The 18,807-nt window shown below is 58.0% G+C and carries 21 protein-coding genes and 1 tRNA gene; 18 read left to right on the forward strand and 4 right to left on the reverse strand.

Annotation, left to right across the window (positions count from 1 at the left end):
* The first annotated feature begins 18 nt into the window (after nt 1–18).
* The 5 genes from HBO05_RS24395 (at nt 19) to ribD (ending at nt 5,328) form a co-directional block, all read left to right on the forward strand.
* Nucleotides 19–567 carry an NAD(P)H-dependent oxidoreductase gene (locus HBO05_RS24395; protein WP_169956284.1) on the forward strand — a complete coding sequence of 183 codons (549 nt, stop codon included), beginning with the start codon at nt 19–21 and terminating at the stop codon, nt 565–567.
* Nucleotides 568–588: 21 nt separating this feature from the next.
* Nucleotides 589–1,536 carry a methyltransferase gene (locus HBO05_RS24400; protein WP_172314398.1) on the forward strand — a complete coding sequence of 316 codons (948 nt, stop codon included), beginning with the start codon at nt 589–591 and terminating at the stop codon, nt 1,534–1,536.
* Nucleotides 1,533–2,189 carry a LicD family protein gene (locus HBO05_RS24405; protein WP_169956288.1) on the forward strand — a complete coding sequence of 219 codons (657 nt, stop codon included), beginning with the start codon at nt 1,533–1,535 and terminating at the stop codon, nt 2,187–2,189. Before HBO05_RS24400 ends, HBO05_RS24405 begins: the two co-directional genes overlap by 4 nt.
* Nucleotides 2,190–2,288: 99 nt before the next feature.
* On the forward strand, nt 2,289–4,181 hold the full coding sequence (locus HBO05_RS24410; protein ID WP_172314400.1) for an aminotransferase class I/II-fold pyridoxal phosphate-dependent enzyme: 1,893 nt from the start codon (nt 2,289–2,291) through the stop codon (nt 4,179–4,181).
* 7 nt (nt 4,182–4,188) lie between these two features.
* Entirely contained in the window at nt 4,189–5,328 is a 1,140-nt protein-coding gene (gene ribD, locus HBO05_RS24415; protein WP_172314402.1) for a bifunctional diaminohydroxyphosphoribosylaminopyrimidine deaminase/5-amino-6-(5-phosphoribosylamino)uracil reductase RibD, read from the forward strand.
* Between the two features lie 240 nt (nt 5,329–5,568).
* Here ribD and HBO05_RS24420 read toward each other — a convergent pair whose 3' ends face one another.
* From HBO05_RS24420 to HBO05_RS24430, 3 genes are all read right to left on the reverse strand, one after another.
* Nucleotides 5,569–5,940, reverse strand: a complete 372-nt coding sequence (locus HBO05_RS24420; protein ID WP_172314404.1) for a PH domain-containing protein — start codon at nt 5,938–5,940, stop codon at nt 5,569–5,571.
* A gap of 34 nt (nt 5,941–5,974) precedes the next feature.
* Complete coding sequence (locus tag HBO05_RS24425) at nt 5,975–6,304, reverse strand: hypothetical protein (RefSeq protein ID WP_169956296.1); 330 nt, start codon at nt 6,302–6,304, stop codon at nt 5,975–5,977.
* 94 nt (nt 6,305–6,398) lie between these two features.
* Nucleotides 6,399–6,483, reverse strand: a tRNA-Leu gene (locus tag HBO05_RS24430).
* A 108-nt stretch (nt 6,484–6,591) separates the two neighbouring features.
* On the opposite strand from HBO05_RS24430, the gene queA reads away from it, so the two are divergent.
* The 6 genes from queA to HBO05_RS24460 all read left to right on the forward strand — a co-directional run bounded on the left by queA (nt 6,592) and on the right by HBO05_RS24460 (nt 12,665).
* Nucleotides 6,592–7,641: a tRNA preQ1(34) S-adenosylmethionine ribosyltransferase-isomerase QueA gene (gene queA, locus HBO05_RS24435; RefSeq protein ID WP_170042975.1), complete on the forward strand. Its 1,050-nt coding sequence runs from the start codon at nt 6,592–6,594 to the stop codon at nt 7,639–7,641.
* A 5-nt stretch (nt 7,642–7,646) separates the two neighbouring features.
* Nucleotides 7,647–8,762: a tRNA guanosine(34) transglycosylase Tgt gene (gene tgt / locus HBO05_RS24440; protein ID WP_032858353.1), complete on the forward strand. Its 1,116-nt coding sequence runs from the start codon at nt 7,647–7,649 to the stop codon at nt 8,760–8,762.
* Between the two features lie 43 nt (nt 8,763–8,805).
* On the forward strand, nt 8,806–9,144 hold the full coding sequence (yajC, locus tag HBO05_RS24445) for a preprotein translocase subunit YajC (RefSeq protein ID WP_003175975.1): 339 nt from the start codon (nt 8,806–8,808) through the stop codon (nt 9,142–9,144).
* 62 nt (nt 9,145–9,206) lie between these two features.
* The gene (gene secD / locus HBO05_RS24450; RefSeq protein WP_169956300.1) at nt 9,207–11,075 is read left to right on the forward strand and encodes a protein translocase subunit SecD; all 1,869 of its coding nucleotides are present in this window, start codon (nt 9,207–9,209) and stop codon (nt 11,073–11,075) included.
* Between the two features lie 9 nt (nt 11,076–11,084).
* Nucleotides 11,085–11,999 (forward strand): protein translocase subunit SecF, encoded by a 915-nt coding sequence (secF, locus tag HBO05_RS24455; RefSeq protein ID WP_169956302.1) that lies wholly within the window; start codon nt 11,085–11,087, stop codon nt 11,997–11,999.
* Nucleotides 12,000–12,122: 123 nt separating this feature from the next.
* Nucleotides 12,123–12,665: a glycine zipper 2TM domain-containing protein gene (locus tag HBO05_RS24460; protein WP_029298576.1), complete on the forward strand. Its 543-nt coding sequence runs from the start codon at nt 12,123–12,125 to the stop codon at nt 12,663–12,665.
* 182 nt (nt 12,666–12,847) lie between these two features.
* Here HBO05_RS24460 and suhB read toward each other — a convergent pair whose 3' ends face one another.
* Entirely contained in the window at nt 12,848–13,663 is an 816-nt protein-coding gene (gene suhB / locus HBO05_RS24465) for an inositol-phosphate phosphatase (RefSeq protein ID WP_003175971.1), read from the reverse strand.
* 145 nt (nt 13,664–13,808) lie between these two features.
* Between suhB and trmJ the strand changes: the two genes are divergently transcribed.
* From trmJ to hscB, 7 genes are all read left to right on the forward strand, one after another.
* Entirely contained in the window at nt 13,809–14,579 is a 771-nt protein-coding gene (gene trmJ, locus HBO05_RS24470; RefSeq protein ID WP_170058289.1) for a tRNA (cytosine(32)/uridine(32)-2'-O)-methyltransferase TrmJ, read from the forward strand.
* Nucleotides 14,580–14,581: 2 nt separating this feature from the next.
* On the forward strand, nt 14,582–15,367 hold the full coding sequence (gene cysE / locus HBO05_RS24475; RefSeq protein ID WP_169956306.1) for a serine O-acetyltransferase: 786 nt from the start codon (nt 14,582–14,584) through the stop codon (nt 15,365–15,367).
* A 299-nt stretch (nt 15,368–15,666) separates the two neighbouring features.
* Nucleotides 15,667–16,158, forward strand: a complete 492-nt coding sequence (iscR, locus tag HBO05_RS24480; protein ID WP_003210305.1) for a Fe-S cluster assembly transcriptional regulator IscR — start codon at nt 15,667–15,669, stop codon at nt 16,156–16,158.
* Nucleotides 16,159–16,208: 50 nt separating this feature from the next.
* Nucleotides 16,209–17,423 (forward strand): IscS subfamily cysteine desulfurase, encoded by a 1,215-nt coding sequence (locus HBO05_RS24485; RefSeq protein ID WP_169956307.1) that lies wholly within the window; start codon nt 16,209–16,211, stop codon nt 17,421–17,423.
* A 99-nt stretch (nt 17,424–17,522) separates the two neighbouring features.
* Nucleotides 17,523–17,909, forward strand: coding sequence for a Fe-S cluster assembly scaffold IscU (gene iscU, locus HBO05_RS24490; protein ID WP_028617851.1), 387 nt, complete (start codon nt 17,523–17,525; stop codon nt 17,907–17,909).
* A 28-nt stretch (nt 17,910–17,937) separates the two neighbouring features.
* The gene (gene iscA / locus HBO05_RS24495; protein ID WP_010565230.1) at nt 17,938–18,261 is read left to right on the forward strand and encodes an iron-sulfur cluster assembly protein IscA; all 324 of its coding nucleotides are present in this window, start codon (nt 17,938–17,940) and stop codon (nt 18,259–18,261) included.
* An 8-nt stretch (nt 18,262–18,269) separates the two neighbouring features.
* The gene (gene hscB / locus HBO05_RS24500) at nt 18,270–18,791 is read left to right on the forward strand and encodes a co-chaperone HscB (protein WP_169956309.1); all 522 of its coding nucleotides are present in this window, start codon (nt 18,270–18,272) and stop codon (nt 18,789–18,791) included.
* Nucleotides 18,792–18,807: the final 16 nt, after the last annotated feature.

Genomic DNA, 18,807 nt, shown 5'->3' on the forward strand with positions numbered 1-18,807 from the left:
TTACCGACGGGTGCGACTATGGAAGTGCTGATTATCGCTGGTAGCCCAAGAATGGATTCGCAAAGTTCGAGGGTTAGTAGAATCCTGGAAGATTATTTACGTGACTATTCAGTATTTACACCGACAGTCCTGAATTTGGCAACACAGCCCATCGGCCCTGAGAGTGATGAACTTGCAAGCAGGGCCGAGGCCTTCATTGTTATCGCGCCGGAGCACTCAGGCATGGCTCCGCCGGTACTCAAGGAGTTTTTTGTTTCCAGCGAGTACCCGGTGCTGGCGCACAAACCGGCATTGATTGTTTCGATTTCCAGCGGCATGGGGGGGAGTTACCCCGTCCTGGATCTACGTGCCACTACTTATAAAAATACAAAAATCTGCTACATGCCGGATCACCTGATTATTCGTGAAGTGCATAACTTTGGGGCGGATATGAGCAGCAGTCTTCATCCTGGTCTGGGGCGGCGTATCAGCGCCTGCGTGCAAATGCTGGAGTTGTACGCGCGCCAACTTTCGGTTGTTCGTGCTGCCCTGTTGGGGGTTGGTGCGGCGATCAGCTACGGCATGTAATCCTTATGGGCTGGATCGACTATGAAACCACAAGAACTTCACCAGTTGGTGTTCAACTTCAGGGCGGCTCGTGCTGTCATGTTCGCGGTACAGGCAGGCCTTTTTGAAGAGCTTTGCCAGGAAGACCTGACGATTGATGAACTCGTTGCCCGGCTTGAATTGCATCGTTTGTCTACAACGATCCTCCTGGAAACCCTTGTGCAACTCAACATCCTGAACAAACAAGGCATGCACTACCGCGTTGCGCAGGATCTTCGGGCCACGTTGCGCCGGGATACCGCGGGGTCGATCGCCAACTTGCTATTGCTGGACGCCAACCATTGGTCGAACTGGTCGGTGGCGGAGGACTTCTTCCGTCCGGGGCAGGCCACGTCGTTTGCCTATGACCGGCAGAGCAATTTTGCGGTGGCCATGCAACAGGGCGTCGGCGAGATGAATGTGCGTTTGGCCCAAGTGCTGCTAGCCCATGCCCCTCGGCATATCGTGGATGTGGGGAGCGGACCGGGATTGTTGATTGAACAGGTGTTGGGAACGGCGACTGATCTTAAGTACACGCTGGTGGATTTTGCGAGAACCCTGGACATAGCCAGGGGGAACCTGAGTGCTTATAAACAGTTTGATGTGAACTTCCTACCCCATGACATCGTGCTCGGGAAGTTGCCGATAGAGGCCGATTGTATTGTTATTTCGCGACTGTTGATGGGCTTTGACGAAACCGAGGCGAAGCAGATTCTGGGGAATATCTGTCATGGCCTGGTACACAACGGTGTGCTGGTAATCAATGAGTTCGATACCGATACGAAAGTAGGCGCATTGATGTCGTTGGATATGCTGGTTAATTGTGGGGCGAGAGTCTATGGCCGGGATCAACTTGCGAAACTCCTGGATGAGTTGGGCTTCGAGATAGTTTCAGAGCAAGCCACTACGGTCTTCACTCGCGCGTTGTCTGCCAAAAGGAAAGGGATATGAGTCAAGAAAAACTTGGAAAGACCCCCCAGGTGTTTGTCGATCAGCTCTACGATGGACTTGAAGTGATTAATGACATTTTTACCGCCAATGGGCTCGAGTATTGCCTGGCGGCGGGTACTTTGCTGGGGGGCGTGCGTCATACCGGTTTGATTCCTTGGGACGACGATGCTGATCTCTATATTCTCGAGGCCGATATCGAAAAGTTTTTTTCTTTGGAGCAGCAATTTGCCGAACGGGGTTATCGCCTCAGTCAACAGCCTTGGGAACTATGGGGCGGTTATAAGGTGTTCTCGACAGCGGGCATTTCCATGCCGGAAGAGAACAATCGCGATTACTTATATCCCTCTGTGGACATCTTTCCGTTGTCCGAACAGGACGGGTATCTTCGCTATACCAGTCACCTGGCATTGGCTAATTGGCCCCGCGAGTATCTGACAGTGGAGGATTGGCATTCCCGAGGCGCTATGCGTTTTGGGCATCTCGATTTACCGGCTCCTGACGCATTGGCCTCCAGGCGCTATCTGGAGCGTGCGTACGGTAACGAATGGAGTAGCCATGCAGCCAAGGGGTTTGACCATCGGTATGAAGTTGATCTGGATACCGAGAAAGTGACCCTGAGTGACTTTCGGTGTGCGGTAAAAACCCGAGCCTGAACCCAGGCCGTCCCTGTTGATAGTCCAGCGTTACAGGGCGCCTTTAGGTAATCAACAGGTTTCGCTACTTCGCTTTTGCTCTGCAACAGGTGAACTGTGATGAAAAAAGCTATTGTCCTTGCCGCAGGCATGGGGTCTCGTCTTGGACGAGCCTCTGACTCTACTCCCAAGCCACTGACTGAGGTCAATGGCCTTAGTATCCTGGCTAATGCACTGAATATTCTCGTCGAGGCGGGTTACCAGGAGGTTGTAGTGGTGATCGGCTACAAGGGTCTGAAGATACGGGCCTTTGTCGCGGCGCTGGAGTTGCCGGTGACCGTGCGATTTATCGAAAACGCAGAGTGGGCCACTACCAATAATTTGTATTCGTTGTATCTGGCCTCCCATGAACTGGAAGGCGAGGAGGGGGTCACGTTGCTGGAGGGCGATATTTTCTTTCGCGCCTCGGTAATTACGGCTTTGGACGCACAAAGCGGTCGCGAATGCCTGGCAGTTGTCTCACCACTTACCCCACTGATGGAAGGCACCTTTGCCGAGGTGGATGCCCATGGACTTATCCGACAGTTTGGTAGCAGCAAAGCTGATGATCATCTGACCGCCGATAGGCCACTCAAAACGGCCAATATCTATTACTTGTCAGCCCAATTCTGCAAAAATTATTTGATCGGAGAACTTGAACGGAACGTCAGGAACAACCGGTTGAATGACTATTACGAAGTGACTTTCAAAACTGCGTGTACGCAAGGTATGGGGTTCAAGGCAATTGAAGTCGATCCGGGCACCTGGATTGAAATAGATAACTTATATGACCTGCGTATCGCGTCTTATCAGTTTTCCGAGCATAAGCATGCGTTGCTTTCCAGCCAGCATGGGGGGTATTGGCGCTTCCCTGTGACCGACCACGCCCTCATCTACAACCTGCACTTCCCGCCTGCGGGGCTGAAGAAGCTGATGGTTGACCGCTTCGCTGACATCGCCCTCAACTATCCTGCCTCGGCGGGTGCGAGCCTGCCGCTATTGTCGGACTTCCTGGGGGTGCCTACCGAAAACCTGGTGATTGCCAACGGTGTCTCGGAAATCATTCGTCTGATGCCCAGGCTCTTTGGCGGCAATTTGCTGGTGTTCGAACCTTCGTTCAATGAATTTGCCAATGCCTTCCCCGTGGAGCGTGTTACGACGATCAGATTGACTGCGCAAAATCAGTTTGCGCTGGATATCGAGCACACGCTGCGCGTCATTGAGCAACAAAAGCCGAGTGCGATTGTGTTGGTGACGCCGAACAATCCCACGGGCGGGCTTATTCCCAAGGATACGATCCTGGAACTCTACCGGCGTACCCGGAATCAGGCGCCCTATCTGATAGTGGACGAGTCATTTCTTGATTTTTCCGGCGATGCACGGGATCAATCGTTGCTCCACGACCTCTTGGTTTTGCCAAGAATCATCGTACTAAGGAGCATGAGCAAAACCTTCGGTATTGGCGGCCTGAGGCTGGGGTACGCGGCCAGTGCGGACCAGGACTGGTTGGACGCTTTGCGTAAGGAACTGCCGATCTGGAACATCAACGGATTTGCCGAGGAGTTCATGCTCAACCTTCCGCAATACCGTAAAGAATATGCGGCCAGTTGCGCCCAGGTGCGCAGCGAGACGGATGATCTGGTTGCGCAGCTACGTGAAATCGAGGCCCTTGAGGTATTCGCTACGGCCAGCAACTTTGTGTTGTGCCGCTTGAAACCAGGCTACCCGTCGGCCCCGGAACTGGCTGCGTTGCTGGTTGATGACTTCAGCATCTTCATTAAGGAATGCAGCGGAAAAGTCATGGATGACGCCGATCGATACTTGCGCATTTCCTCCAGGAATCGTGAGCAGAACGACAGGCTTATTGACGCGTTAAAACACGTATTGTTTCTGGACGACTACACACTGTGCGTTCGAACTGGCGTCAAACTGACCCGCCCAGCCCTCAGTCAAGATGCAGCGCTCAGCGAGTGATGACCCTATGAACCCGATTGAGTGCATGCAAAGGGCAATCGAGCTGGCGCAGTTGGGACTGTATTCCACCAGCCCCAACCCGCGCGTCGGGTGCGTCATCGTCAATTACGGGCGCATTGTCGGCGAGGGCTGGCATGTCCGGGCAGGGCACGCCCATGCTGAAGTGCACGCCCTGCGCCAGGCAGGCGCCGCCGCTGCCGGCGCAACGGCTTATGTGACACTGGAGCCCTGTTGTCATTTTGGCGCCACTGCGCCTTGCGCCGATGCACTGATCAGCGCCGGGGTGAAACAGGTGGTTATCGCCATGGTCGATCCCAATCCGCAGGTTGCCGGCCAGGGCGTCAGGCGCCTGCGTGCTGCGGGTATCAGTGTCGCGTTTGGCCTGCTGGAGCAACAGGCACGGCAGCTCAATCGAGGGTTTATCAAACGAATGGTCACTGGCCTGCCACTGGTGCGGGTGAAAATGGGCATCAGCCTGGATGGCCGAACCGCCATGCACAGCGGTGAAAGCCAATGGATTACCGGGCCGCTGGCGCGGGCAGAAACCCAGCGCCTGCGGGCGCAGTCGAGTGCCGTCATCACCGGTGCGGACACGGTGCTGCGGGATCAGGCGCGGTTGACGATACGTAAGGCCGAGTTGCAGTTGGAGGAGTCCCAGGCTTGCCTGGCCATGGAGCGACCGCCCCTGCGTGTGCTGATTGACAGCCAAAGACGAGTGCCCCCGAACGCTGCCTTTTTCACCGCCGGCCCGACGTTGGTGGCGACCACTTCGACCTCGCTGACCGATCCGGGCGAGGGCCAGGAGTTACTGATGTTTGACGCGGTCGACGGGCAGGTGCCGCTTGAAGCATTGCTCAAGACCTTGGCAAACCGTGGAGCCAACGAGGTACTGATCGAGGCCGGCTCGCGGCTGGTGGCGGCGTTCGCGCGTTTGAACCTGGTGGATGAGTACATATTCCATATTGCTGCCAAGTTCCTGGGTTCAACTGCCAAGCCTGCGTTGGAGTGGCCGATCGACAAACTGGGTGAAGCTGTGAGGCTTGAATTCACGAGTGTCAGACCGTTGGGGGATGATATTTGTGTGATTGCGCGGCCGGCGGGTTCTGCAGTGCTGCATCCGGATAACAAGGCGTGCCATCAGGATTGATGTAATAGAACGCCTCATGCACGCACTGTTTACCGTCCTCAATGAAGCAACGGAACGAGGTGTTGGCGGTCAAGGGCAAGTGTCCGGTATGGTTGACGGAGGAAGGACTTGAGCGCTGGGTGAGAGAGTTGGTGTAGGCGGGTAGTTCTAGGGTGCCGGCAAGCCAGCTCCCACATTTGATGGCATACAGCCGCTGAATCACACGGCTTGCGGTAAAAAGACCTTGGTTTTACCGGCCGATCAACCCAGCAGGTGCTTGGAAATCAGCCTGGAGATTTCCACCATCGAGGTCTTGCCCGTGAACTCGAACTTCACTTTGCCCAATGACGAGAAGTAGATCTCCAACTCCGAATCCAGGTCGAACGTGCCGGAGGTTTCCACCGAGTACGCGACAATGTTTTTGTACGGCAGGGAAGTGAAGTCCTTCTTGCTGCCGGTGATGCCTTGCACGTTCACAGCGATGATGCGCTTGGTGGTAAACACCACACCGTCGCGCATGGCTTTGTAGGCATCGACCACGTGTTCGTCATCGAGCAGCAGGGATGCAACGCGTTCGGCGTATTCATTGTTTTGCTTGAGCTTGAAGAAGCCTTTGTTGTTGAAGTCGATCATTGGGCGGTCCTTGTGGTGGGGCAGGGAGGGTGCGTTACAAGATGGCCTTGAGGTAGTCCTTAAGTGCGGCGAGTGGGGGCTTTAGTTCCTCCAGCGTCGAGGCTTGCCGGACTTGGGCCGCCAGCTTTTGCAACTCGCGGCCCATTACCGTGTTGGCACCCCCCAACGTCTCCAGGGCCAACTTCATGCATTCATCCAACTTGCGTTGGATAGTTGCCAGGTCGCCACTGCGCACCAGCAACCCAAACACCTCCCGTTCATACCCATCCATCACCAGATCGTCGCGCAGGATCGGGCTGCCATCTTCCGTCTCATGCACCAGCTTGAGGGCGAACAGAGCAACGGCTTCGAGTGTCAATTCCATGGTCCTGGGGCCTCTACTGTCTGGTGCGGGGGGAGATGATCACTTTTCTGCAGGCGAAAAAAAAGACCTTGAATTTCAAGGTCTTTTTTTAAGATGGTGCCCCGAGGGAGACTCGAACTCCCACTCCTTTCGAAAACGGATTTTGAATCCGCCGCGTCTACCAATTCCGCCATCAGGGCTCAATGGCGGCGAAGTATAGAGACGTGATTACCGTTGGTCAATCACGTTTCATGGTCTATTTTCACTATTTCCGCTAGACTTCCCGGCCCTGCTAGACGAACCCCATCATGCGCGTTGCTGACTTTACTTTTGAACTGCCGGATTCGCTGATCGCTCGCCACCCTTTGGCCGAGCGTCGCGCCAGCCGACTGTTGACCCTGGACGGGGTCAACGGTGCCCTTGCACACCGTCAATTTACTGATTTGCTTGAGCATTTACGCCCAGGCGACTTGATGGTCTTCAACAATACCCGGGTGATTCCGGCGCGGCTGTTTGGCCAGAAGGCTTCCGGCGGCAAGCTGGAAATCCTCGTGGAACGGGTGCTGGACAGCCATCGTGTGCTGGCCCATGTGCGCTCCAGCAAGTCGCCGAAACCGGGGTCGAGCATTCTGATTGATGGCGGTGGCGAGGCCGAGATGGTGGCGCGCCATGACGCGCTGTTCGAGCTCAAGTTTGCCGAAGAAGTGTTGCCGCTGCTGGAGCGTGTCGGCCATATGCCGTTGCCTCCTTATATAGACCGCCCCGACGAAGATTCGGACCGCGAGCGCTATCAGACGGTTTACTCCGAGCGCCTCGGCGCCGTCGCCGCGCCGACGGCTGGGCTGCATTTTGACCAGCCGCTGCTGGAGGCGATTGCCGCCAAGGGTGTCGAGACGGCCTATGTGACCCTGCACGTGGGGGCAGGGACGTTTCAGCCGGTGCGTGTGGAGAACATCGAAGATCACCATATGCACAGCGAATGGCTGGAAGTCAGCCAGGCCGTGGTGGACGCGGTCAACGCGTGCAAGGCGCGTGGCGGGCGGGTGGTCGCGGTGGGCACCACCAGCGTGCGTTCCCTGGAGAGTGCCGCGCGCGATGGCGTGCTCAAGCCGTTCAGTGGCGACACCGATATCTTTATCTACCCAGGCCGGCCGTTCCATGTGGTCGATTGCCTGGTCACCAACTTCCATTTGCCGGAATCCACGCTGTTGATGCTGGTGTCGGCATTTGCCGGTTACCCCGAGACCATGGCCGCCTATCAGGCCGCCATCGATAATGGGTACCGTTTTTTCAGCTACGGTGATGCGATGTTTATCACCCGTAATCCGGCGCCGCGCGGCCCAGAGGAACAACTATGAGTCGTATGTCGTTTGAATTGTTGGCTACTGACGGTAAAGCCCGTCGCGGCCGCCTGACCTTCCCCCGTGGCACCGTGGAGACCCCGGCGTTCATGCCGGTCGGCACCTACGGCACGGTCAAGGGCATGCTGCCGCGTGACATTGTCGCCACCGGCGCCGAGATCATCCTCGGCAATACCTTCCACCTGTGGCTGCGCCCGGGCACCGAAGTGATCAAGAAGCATGGCGACCTGCATGACTTCATGAAGTGGCAAGGCCCGATCCTCACCGACTCCGGTGGATTCCAGGTGTTCAGCCTGGGCGCCATGCGCAAGATCAAGGAGGAGGGCGTGACCTTCGCCTCGCCGGTGGACGGTTCCAAGGTGTTCATGGGCCCGGAAGAGTCGATGCAGGTCCAGCGTGACCTGGGCTCAGACATTGTGATGATTTTTGACGAGTGCACGCCGTACCCGGCCGATGAAGACGTGGCGCGGATCTCCATGGAGTTGTCGTTGCGCTGGGCCCAGCGTTCGAAGAATGCCCACGGCGACAACACTGCCGCGTTGTTCGGCATCGTCCAGGGCGGCATGCACGAAAGCCTGCGCAAGCGCTCGCTCGAAGGCCTGGACAAGATCGGCTTCGATGGCCTGGCCATTGGCGGCCTGTCGGTGGGCGAGCCCAAGCACGAAATGATCAAGGTGCTGGACTACCTGCCAGGCCTGATGCCTTCTGACAAACCTCGTTACCTTATGGGCGTTGGCAAACCAGAAGATCTCGTAGAGGGTGTGCGCCGCGGTGTGGACATGTTCGATTGCGTGATGCCAACCCGTAATGCCCGCAATGGGCATCTGTTCATTGATACAGGCGTGCTGAAGATCCGTAACGCGTTCCATCGCCATGATGATTCGCCGCTGGATCCCACCTGTGATTGCTACACCTGCCAGAACTTCTCCCGTGCTTATCTGCACCATCTGGACAAATGCGGGGAAATGCTGGGTAGCATGTTGAATACCATCCACAATTTGCGTCACTACCAAGTCCTGATGGCTGGTTTGCGCGAGGCTATTCAACAGGGTACATTGGCCGCCTTTGTCGATGCCTTCTATGCCAAGCGCGGGCTGCCTGTGCCGCCCTTGGACTGAGTTTCCCGACCCTAAGATTCACTATTTGCAACTGGAGTGCTAAATGAGCTTTTTTATCTCTAACGCTATGGCTGACGCCGCTGCACCGGCCGCTGCCGGTCCTATGGGCGGTGGTTTCGAGTGGATTTTCCTGGTCGGCTTCCTGGTCATCTTCTACCTGATGATCTGGCGTCCACAGGCCAAGCGCGCCAAAGAGCAGAAAAACCTGCTGGGCAGCCTGCAAAAAGGCGACGAAGTGGTCACCACCGGCGGTATCGCTGGCAAGATCACCAAGGTTTCCGATGCTTTCGTGGTACTGGAAGTCTCCGACACCGTTGAAATGAAGTTCCAGAAAGGCGCCATCGCCGCCACGCTGCCAAAAGGCACGCTCAAAGCGATCTGAGTAACAACTTTTACCAATCGACGGGGCGCGCAAGGCGCCCCGCGTCATAAGCGGGCGGCGTGATGCTGAACAAATACCCTCTGTGGAAATACGTACTGATCCTGGCGGTGCTGGCGATCGGTTTTATTTATTCCGCTCCCAATCTCTATCCAGATGACCCGGCGATCCAGATCAGCGGCGCTAGCACGTCGTTGCAAGTGACCGATGCCGACCTCGAGCGCGCGAGCAAGGCGCTTACCGAAGCCGGCTTGACGGTCAAGGCTTCCAGCCTGACGCCGAACGGCAAGGGCGGTTTGTTGCGCCTGGCCAAGCAAGAAGACCAATTGCCGGCCAAGGATGTTGTGCGCAAGGTATTGGGTGATGACTATGTAGTCGCACTGAACCTGGCACAAACCACTCCGCAATGGCTGCGCAGCCTCGGCGCGCACCCGATGAAGCTGGGCCTGGACTTGTCCGGTGGTGTGCACTTCCTGTTGGAAGTGGACATGGACAAAGCCCTCGATGCACGCATGAAAGTCTACGAAGGCGATGTGAAGAGCCTGCTGCGCAAAGAGCGCCTGCGTTATCGCAGCCTGCCGCAGCTCAACGGTGCCATCCAGCTGGGCTTTGCTGACGAAGCCACCCGTGAACAGGCACGCGCCCTGGTTCGCAAAAGCTTTAACGATTTCGACATTGTTCCTGCCGACCTCAATGGTCAGCCGGTGCTGCGTCTGGCGATGACCCCGGCCAAGCTGGCGGAAATCCGTGAATACTCCATCAAGCAGAACTTGACCACGGTACGTAACCGCGTCAACGAGCTGGGTGTGGCCGAGCCTCTGGTCCAGCGCCAGGGCGCCAACCGCATAGTGGTTGAGCTGCCAGGCGTGCAGGACACCGCTGAAGCCAAGCGGATTCTCGGTAAGACCGCCAACCTTGAGTTCCGCCTGGCTGCCGAGCCGGGTGCTTCCAAGGCTACTTCCGAAATGTTCGAGTTCCGCGAGGGCAATCGCCCAGCAGCGCAGATCGAGCGTGGCCTGATCATCACCGGTGACCAGGTGACGGATGCCAAGGCTGGTTTTGGCGAGCACGGCACGCCTGAAGTGAACATCCGCCTGGATGGTCATGGTGGCGAACTGATGAGCCGCGCCACCCGCAGCAACGTCGGTCGCAGCATGGCGGTGATCTTCATCGAGCAACGCCCGGTGACCACCTACACCAAGCAAATGGTCAATGGCGTCGAGAAGGACGTAGCCGTACAGACCTTCAAGGAAGAGAAGAAGATCATCAGCCTGGCGACCATCCAGTCGCCGTTGGGTGCTCAATTCCGTATCACCGGCCTGAACGGCCAGGGTGAGTCCTCCGAGCTGGCATTGCTGCTGCGTGCCGGTGGCCTGGCGGCACCGATGTACTTCGCCGAGGAGCGCACCATTGGTCCGAGCCTGGGTGCTGACAACATCACCAAGGGTATCGACGCTTCCCTGTGGGGCATGCTGTTCGTTTCGCTGTTCATCATCGCCATCTATCGCTTCTTCGGCATCATTGCCACGGTTGCGCTGGCGGTGAACATGGTGCTGCTGCTGGCCTTGATGTCGCTGCTGGGGGCTACACTGACCCTGCCGGGTATCGCCGGTATCGTACTCACCATGGGTATGGCGGTGGACGCCAACGTGCTGATCTTCTCGCGGATTCGTGAAGAGATCGCGGCGGGCATGAGCGTGCAACGGGCAATCAACGAAGGTTTCGGCCGGGCATTTACCGCGATTCTCGACTCCAACCTGACCACATTGCTGGTCGGCGGGATTCTCTTTGCCATGGGCACCGGCCCGGTCAAGGGTTTTGCGGTGACCATGTCCCTCGGTATCTTTACCTCGATGTTCACGGCCATCATGGTGACCCGCGCAATGGTCAACCTGATCTTTGGCGGGCGTGACTTCAAGAAGTTGTGGATTTAAGGGGCTGCCATGTTACGTACAATCAACTTCATGGGCGTTCGCAACGTTGCGTTCGGCGTCACTGTGCTCCTTACCGTCCTGGCGTTGTTCAGCTGGTTCCATAAGGGCCTGAACTACGGTCTGGACTTCACCGGCGGTACGCTCATCGAGCTGACCTACGAGAAGCCGGCCGATGTCACCAAGGTGCGTACCCAACTGAACGAGGCCGGTTACCACGAGGCGATCGTGCAGAGCTTTGGTGCGACCACCGACCTGCTGGTGCGGATGCCGGGTGAAGACCCGCAACTGGGCCACCAGGTGGCCGAGGCCTTGCTCAAGGTCGGTGGCGATAACCCGGCTTCGGTCAAGCGCGTCGAGTTCGTCGGCCCGCAGGTAGGTGAAGAGCTGCGCGACCAGGGCGGCCTCGGCATGCTGATGGCGCTGGCCGGCATCATGGTCTACCTGGCGTTCCGCTTTCAGTGGAAGTTCGGCGTCGGTGCCATTGTCTCGCTGATCCACGACGTGATCGTGACCGTGGGTATCCTGGCGTACTTCCAGATCACCTTCGATTTGACGGTATTGGCGGCGGTGCTGGCGATCATTGGTTACTCCCTCAACGACACCATCGTGGTATTCGACCGGGTTCGCGAGAACTTCCGGGTACTGCGCAAGGCGACGTTGATCGAGAACATCAACATCTCCACCACCCAGACCCTGTTGCGCACCATGGCGACGTCGATTTCCACCTTGCTGGCGATTGCCGCGCTGATGATCTTCGGTGGCGACAACCTGTGGGGCTTCTCCCTGGCGCTGTTTATCGGCGTCCTGGCGGGCACCTACTCGTCGATCTACATCGCCAACGTGGTGTTGATCTGGCTGAACCTCAACAGCGAAGACCTGATTCCTCCTGTTGCGACCGACAAGGAGGTCGACGACCGCCCTTGATGGGTGTTTGTTGATCCACTGTTGCAAAGAAGGCGCGAGTATTGAACTCGCGCCTTTTTTTTTGCTCCAAGGCTGGGTATAGCGCGGACGTTTCAGTCCGCTTGTGATGGTCAGGAGGTTCACGTGAACAAGTCGTTACTGGTTGGTGCGGTATTGGGTGCTGTCGGTGTGACTGCCGGGGGTGCTGTTGCCACCTACAGCCTGGTAAAAAGCGGCCCTGAGTATGCGCAAGTGCTGGCGGTGCAGCCGGTCAAGACCCAGATCAAAACTCCCCGTGAGGTCTGCAAGGACGTCACCGTGACCCGGCAGCGTCCGGTGCAGGATCAGCATCAAATCGCCGGCACGGTGGTCGGCGCCCTGGCAGGCGGCCTGCTGGGTAACCAGATCGGCGGTGGTACTGGCAAGAAGATTGCCACCGTAGCCGGCGCAGTGGGTGGCGGTTATGCCGGTAACAAGGTTCAGGAAGGCATGCAGAACCGTGATACCTACACCACCACGCAAACTCGCTGTAACACCGTCAACGACATCAGCGACAAGGTGGTCGGGTATGACGTGCGTTACAACCTGGATGGCAAGGAAGGATCGGTGCGCATGGAGCGTGATCCGGGTAGCCAGATCCCTGTGGATAAAGAGGGTCGCCTGATCCTCGGCCAGAATCAGCAGTAACCCACATATCCTGTAGGAGCCGGCTTGCCGGCGATAGCGGCGGGTCAGTATTAAGCAAGTTGGCTGGCCAACCGCTATCGCCGGCAAACCAGCTCCCACAGTGGGGTCAGTGGGTATTGGTTCTTGGTCAAATCCCGGGCATAAAAAAGCACCCCTAAGGGTGCTTTTTTGTGCTCGCTCGCTTAGCGCTTCAGCGAAGCCGGCAGGTGCGGCTGGATCGCCGTCAGGACTGCCTTGAAGCATTTGGTGTTGCCTGCAACCACGTGACCCTTCTCCAGGAAGTCGTGACCACCGGTGAAGTCGCTCACCAGGCCGCCGGCTTCTTGAATCAGCAGGGCGCCTGCAGCCATGTCCCACTCGGACAGGCCCGACTCCCAGAACGCATCAAAACGACCGGCGGCCACATACGCCAGGTCCAGGCTGGCGGCACCGGCGCGGCGGATGCCGGCGGTCTGGCCAACCAGGGCGCGGAACATGCCCAGGTAGTTTTCCAGGTTGTCCATCTGGTCGTCACGGAACGGGAAACCGGTGCCCAGCAGGGCGCCGTCCAGGCTGGTGCGACCGCTGACGCGAAGGCGACGACCGTTCAATTGGGCGCCACGGCCACGGCTGGCGGTGAATTCTTCCTGGCGAACCGGGTCCAGGACCACGGCGTGCTCCAGGCGGCCACGGTATTTGCAGGCAATGCTTACGGCAAAGTGCGGGATGCCGCGCAGGAAGTTGGTGGTGCCATCCAGTGGGTCGATGATCCACAGGTAGTCTTCGCCTTCGCCGCTACCTTTGTGCAGGCCGGTTTCTTCACCGAGGATGCCGTGGGTAGGGTAGGCCTTGCGCAGGGCGTCGATGATTTTCTGTTCGGCGGCGCGATCCACCTCGGATACATAATCCTTGGCGTCTTTTTCGTCGACCTTGATGGTATCCAGGCGCTCGATGGAGCGGAAGATCAATTCACTGGCGCTGCGGGCGGCGCGCAGCGCGATATTCAGCATGGGCTGCATGGATGTGTCACCTAAGGTTGTTAAAGAAAGCCGAGCATTCTAGCAGAAACTTTCTTCAGGTGAAGGACGACGTTCGCTTTCATGGCATAACCTTAGGCTGTTCTGTAAGATTTGCTCCCCTTTCCCGTGTCCGCGAGCGCCTCCCTTGCTGCAAAACATTCGTGTCGTCCTCGTCAATACCAGTCACCCCGGCAATATCGGCGGGGTGGCGCGGGCCATGAAAAACATGGGGCTGACGCGCCTGGTGCTGGTGGAACCGCGTGTGTTCCCGCACCACGAAGCCGACGCTCGTGCCTCCGGCGCCAATGACCTCCTGGAAAAAGCCCAGGTCGTCGCCACCCTGGAAGATGCCCTGGTGGGTTGCAACCTGGTGCTCGGCACCAGTGCTCGCGACCGCCGCATCCCCTGGCCGCTGCTCGATCCCCGCGAATGCGGGGCCAAAGTGGTCGAAGAGGCGGCTGGTGGCGCTGAAATCGCCTTGGTGTTTGGTCGTGAAGACTCTGGCTTGACCAATGACGAGCTGCAGCGATGTCATTATCACGTGCACATCCCATCAGACCCCGAATTCAGCTCGCTGAACCTCGGGGCAGCGGTGCAGGTGTTGAGTTATGAAGTGCGCATGGCCTGGCTGGCAGCACAAGGCCAGCCGAGCAAAATGGAGAAGGACGAGGTTGCATCCACCAAAAGTGGCGAATTGGCCACCATGGATGAGCTGGAACGGTTCTATGAGCACTTGGAGCAAACCCTGGTGGCCATCGAATTCCTCGATCCGGAAAAACCGAGGCACTTGATGGCGCGCCTGCGAAGGCTTTACGGACGTAGCTCGGTCAGCCGGGCAGAGATGAATATATTGCGTGGCATCCTCACGGAGACCCAGAAAGCGGCCCGTGGCGAGCTTCTGAAGCGGAAGGATTAAAAATGTTCGAGCGTCTGCGAGAAGATATCCAAAGTGTTTTCCATCGTGACCCGGCGGCGCGCAACGCCTTTGAAGTGCTGACCTGCTACCCGGGCATGCACGCGATCTGGATTCACCGCTTGTCCGGCGCCTTGTGGGGCATGGGCTGGAAGTGGTTGGCGCGGCTGGTGTCGAACTTTGGCCGCTGGCTGACCGGGATCGAGATTCATCCGGGGGCCAAGGTCGGTCGTCGCTTCTTCATCGACCATGGCATGGGCATCGTGATTGGTGAGACGGCCGAGATTGGTGATGACGTGACCCTGTACCAGGGCGTGACGCTGGGCGGCACCACCTGGAACAAGGGCAAGCGTCACCCGACCCTTGAAGATGGTGTGGTGGTCGGGGCAGGCGCCAAGGTCCTGGGCCCGTTTACGGTCGGTGCCGGTGCCAAGGTTGGCTCCAATGCCGTGGTCACCAAGGCTGTGCCGCCAGGCGCAACCGTAGTGGGGATTCCGGGGCGGATCATCGTCAAGCCGGAAGTCGGCACTGAGCAGGAGGCCAAGCGTAAGGCCATGGCCGAGAAGATCGGCTTCGACGCTTATGGCGTCAGCGAAGACATGCCGGATCCGGTAGCGCGCGCCATTGGCCAGTTGCTCGACCACCTGCAGGCGGTGGACGGCAAGCTGGATGGCATGTGCGGCGCGTTGAAAGATCTGGGTAGTCCTTACTGTGCGAAAGATCTGCCTGAGTTGCGCGAAGAAGACTTCGCCGAGATCAAGGATGAGGCCGGTGCCACCAAGGTGGGTTAGGTTTTAAGATTGATAAAGTCCCCTGTGGGAGCTGGCTTGCCGGTGATAGCGGTCTGCCAGTCACCCCATGGGCGGCTGATCCACCGCCATCGCAGGCTAACCCGCTCCCGCATTTGACCTCCGTTGGTCTTGAGGTTGGGCCCTCGCCAGGTTCCTGCTGTTCGATTCCACCCCACCCTGCTATGATTCGCGCGCCCTTTTTACGGGTATTCCTGACTAAAGTACTAGGTCTTATAGTTGACTTAAATACTCGGGAATCGCATACTTGCTCCCATTCTGAAACACCTTGGTACTTGTCCATGAGACTGACTACAAAAGGCCGATACGCGGTGACCGCCATGCTCGATCTGGCCTTGCACGCGCAAAACGGGCCGGTGTCCCTGGCCGATATCTCCGAGCGCCAAGGCATTTCCCTGTCTTATCTTGAGCAACTGTTCGCCAAGTTGCGCCGCAGCAACCTGGTTTCCAGTGTGCGTGGCCCGGGCGGCGGTTATCAGTTGTCCCGCGACATGCAGGGCATCCAGGTCGCCCAGGTGATCGATGCGGTCAATGAATCCGTCGATGCCACCAAGTGCCAGGGCCTGGGTGATTGCCATGCCGGCGACACCTGCCTGACGCACCACTTGTGGTGTGACCTGAGCCTGCAGATCCATGAGTTTTTGAGCGGTATCAGCTTGGCTGATCTTGTGACTCGCCGTGAGGTGCAGGAAGTAGCCCAGCGTCAGGACCAGCGCCGATGCAATACCAAGGCGCCGCGTCTGGACAAGATTGAAGCGTCCGCCGTCGAGTGACAGCCGAAGAGCTAACGGCACGCCAGCCAGCCTGATTTAGGAGAAAGTCCATGAAATTGCCGATTTACCTTGATTACTCAGCGACCACCCCGGTTGATCCGCGTGTCGCGCAAAAGATGAGCGAATGCCTGCTGGTTGACGGAAACTTCGGCAACCCGGCGTCCCGTTCCCACGTTTTCGGCTGGAAAGCCGAGGAGGCGGTGGAAAACGCTCGTCGCCAGGTCGCCGACCTGGTCAATGCCGACCCGCGTGAAATCGTCTGGACGTCCGGTGCCACCGAGTCCGACAACCTGGCAATCAAGGGCGCCGCGCATTTCTACGCGACCAAGGGCAAGCACCTGATCACCACCAAGATTGAGCACAAGGCTGTCCTCGACACCATGCGCCAACTGGAGCGTGAAGGTTTCGAGGTGACTTACCTCGAGCCCACCACTGACGGTATCGTCACCCCGGCCATGATCGAAGCCGCGATGCGTGAAGACACCATCCTGGTTTCCGTGATCCACGTGAACAACGAAATCGGCACCATCAACGACATCGCCGCCATTGGCGAGCTGACCCGCTCCAAAGGCGTGTTGCTGCATGTCGATGCTGCCCAGTCTACCGGCAAGGTCGACATTGACCTGTCCAAGCTGAAAGTCGACCTGATGTCGTTCTCGGCCCACAAGACCTACGGCCCTAAAGGCATTGGTGCGCTGTACGTGAGCCGCAAGCCTCGCGTGCGTATCGAAGCCACCATGCACGGCGGCGGTCACGAGCGCGGCATGCGTTCTGGCACCCTGGCGACCCACCAGATCGTCGGCATGGGTGAAGCCTTCCGCGTAGCCAAGGAAGACATGGCTGGCGAAAACGTGCGCATCAAGGCCCTCAGCGATCGCTTCTACAAGCAGGTCGAGAACCTTGAAGAGCTGTACATCAACGGCAGCATGACCGCCCGTGTACCGCACAACCTGAATTTGAGCTTCAACTACGTCGAAGGCGAGTCGCTGATCATGGCGCTCAAGGACCTGGCGGTTTCGTCCGGTTCGGCCTGCACCTCGGCCTCCCTCGAGCCGTCCTACGTCCTGCGTGCCCTGGGCCGCAACGACGAGTTGGCACACAGCTCGATCCGCTTTACGTTCGGCCGTTTCACCACCGAAGAAGAAGTCGACTACGCAGCGCAGAAAGTCTGCGAAGCGGTCACCAAGCTGCGCACCCTGTCGCCGCTGTGGGACATGTACAAAGACGGTGTCGATATTTCCAAGATCGAGTGGGCGGCACACTAAATATAGAAGCCGCCACCCAAGCTCTGTAGGAACGTGGCGGAAAACGCAGGCGTTTTTACAGGGTTCCAGAGCGGCCCTGATGAGTGAGGATTCAGTACCATGGCTTACAGCGAAAAGGTCATCGACCACTACGAAAACCCGCGCAACGTCGGCAAGATGGACGCGGAAGATCCTGATGTGGGCACCGGCATGGTCGGCGCCCCGGCGTGCGGCGACGTCATGCGCCTGCAGATCAAGGTCAACGACGCTGGCGTTATCGAAGACGCCAAGTTCAAGACCTACGGCTGCGGTTCAGCCATCGCCTCCAGTTCCCTGGCGACCGAATGGATGAAAGGCAAGACCCTGGATGAGGCTGTCACTATCAGCAACACCCAGTTGGCTGAAGAGCTGGCCCTGCCGCCCGTGAAAATTCACTGCTCGGTACTTGCAGAGGACGCCATCAAGGCGGCCGTTCGCGACTACAAGCAGAAGAAAGGCTTGATCTAAGCATTTGGCGACGAGTAAGGAGTCAACGATGGCTATCAGCATGACAGAAGCGGCTGCGCGGCACGTGCGACGCTCCCTGGATGGGCGCGGTAAAGGTGAGGGGATTCGTCTGGGTGTGCGCACCACAGGCTGTTCCGGCCTTGCCTATGTGCTGGAGTTCGTCGACGAGGTGGTTGCGGAAGATCAGGTGTTCGAAAGTCACGGCGAGAAAGTGATCATCGACCCGAAAAGCCTGACCTACCTGGACGGCACCGAGCTCGATTTCGTCAAGGAAGGGTTGAACGAAGGCTTCAAGTTCAACAACCCTAACGTGCGCGGTGAATGTGGCTGCGGCGAAAGCTTCAACATCTGAGGCTATTTGTGGGTACTCCTTGTCATTTCGCTTTATTCGAGTTGCAGCCGAGTTTTCGCCTGGACCTCGAGCAGCTTGCCACGCGCTACCGTGAATTGGCGCGTGGGGTGCATCCGGATCGCTTTGCCGACGCTTCCGAGCGTGAGCAGCGCCTGGCGCTGGAGCAGTCAGCCAGCCTCAACGAAGCCTATCAGACGCTCAAAAGCCCTCCCAAGCGCGCGCGTTACCTGCTCGCCATGGGTGGTGGCGAAATGCCGCTGGAAGTCACGGTCCATGACCCTGATTTCCTGATGCAGCAGATGCAATGGCGTGAAGAGCTCGAAGACCTGCAGGACGAGGCCGATCTGGCTGGCGTCGCGGTCTTCAAGCGGCGTCTGAAAGTGGCCCAGGATGCACTCAACGAAAGCTTCGCAGCCTGTTGGGACGATGCAGCGCAACGTGAGCAGGCCGAACGCCTGATGCGGCGCATGCAGTTCCTCGACAAGCTCACTTACGAAGTGCGCCAGCTAGAAGAGCGCCTCGACGATTAACCCAGTGCTGCACAGA

The sequence above is a fragment of the Pseudomonas sp. WS 5079 genome (assembly GCF_012985465.1).
Taxonomy (GTDB): domain Bacteria; phylum Pseudomonadota; class Gammaproteobacteria; order Pseudomonadales; family Pseudomonadaceae; genus Aquipseudomonas.

Bases quoted from the DNA above. Each gene is read 5' to 3' on its own strand.
- HBO05_RS24395 (WP_169956284.1), top strand. From the start codon at position 19: ATGGAAGTGCTGATTATCGCTGGTAGCCCAAGAATGGATTCGCAAAGT.
- yajC (WP_003175975.1), top strand. From the start codon at position 8,806: ATGAGCTTTTTTATCTCTAACGCTATGGCTGACGCCGCTGCACCGGCC.
- iscU (WP_028617851.1), top strand. From the start codon at position 17,523: ATGGCTTACAGCGAAAAGGTCATCGACCACTACGAAAACCCGCGCAAC.
- tgt (WP_032858353.1), top strand. From the start codon at position 7,647: ATGTCGTTTGAATTGTTGGCTACTGACGGTAAAGCCCGTCGCGGCCGC.
- cysE (WP_169956306.1), top strand. From the start codon at position 14,582: ATGTTCGAGCGTCTGCGAGAAGATATCCAAAGTGTTTTCCATCGTGAC.
- iscA (WP_010565230.1), top strand. From the start codon at position 17,938: ATGGCTATCAGCATGACAGAAGCGGCTGCGCGGCACGTGCGACGCTCC.
- HBO05_RS24420 (WP_172314404.1), bottom strand. From the start codon at position 5,940: ATGATCGACTTCAACAACAAAGGCTTCTTCAAGCTCAAGCAAAACAAT.
- secD (WP_169956300.1), top strand. From the start codon at position 9,207: ATGCTGAACAAATACCCTCTGTGGAAATACGTACTGATCCTGGCGGTG.
- HBO05_RS24400 (WP_172314398.1), top strand. From the start codon at position 589: ATGAAACCACAAGAACTTCACCAGTTGGTGTTCAACTTCAGGGCGGCT.
- HBO05_RS24405 (WP_169956288.1), top strand. From the start codon at position 1,533: ATGAGTCAAGAAAAACTTGGAAAGACCCCCCAGGTGTTTGTCGATCAG.
- queA (WP_170042975.1), top strand. From the start codon at position 6,592: ATGCGCGTTGCTGACTTTACTTTTGAACTGCCGGATTCGCTGATCGCT.
- suhB (WP_003175971.1), bottom strand. From the start codon at position 13,663: ATGCAGCCCATGCTGAATATCGCGCTGCGCGCCGCCCGCAGCGCCAGT.
- HBO05_RS24425 (WP_169956296.1), bottom strand. From the start codon at position 6,304: ATGGAATTGACACTCGAAGCCGTTGCTCTGTTCGCCCTCAAGCTGGTG.
- HBO05_RS24410 (WP_172314400.1), top strand. From the start codon at position 2,289: ATGAAAAAAGCTATTGTCCTTGCCGCAGGCATGGGGTCTCGTCTTGGA.
- HBO05_RS24485 (WP_169956307.1), top strand. From the start codon at position 16,209: ATGAAATTGCCGATTTACCTTGATTACTCAGCGACCACCCCGGTTGAT.
- iscR (WP_003210305.1), top strand. From the start codon at position 15,667: ATGAGACTGACTACAAAAGGCCGATACGCGGTGACCGCCATGCTCGAT.
- secF (WP_169956302.1), top strand. From the start codon at position 11,085: ATGTTACGTACAATCAACTTCATGGGCGTTCGCAACGTTGCGTTCGGC.
- ribD (WP_172314402.1), top strand. From the start codon at position 4,189: ATGAACCCGATTGAGTGCATGCAAAGGGCAATCGAGCTGGCGCAGTTG.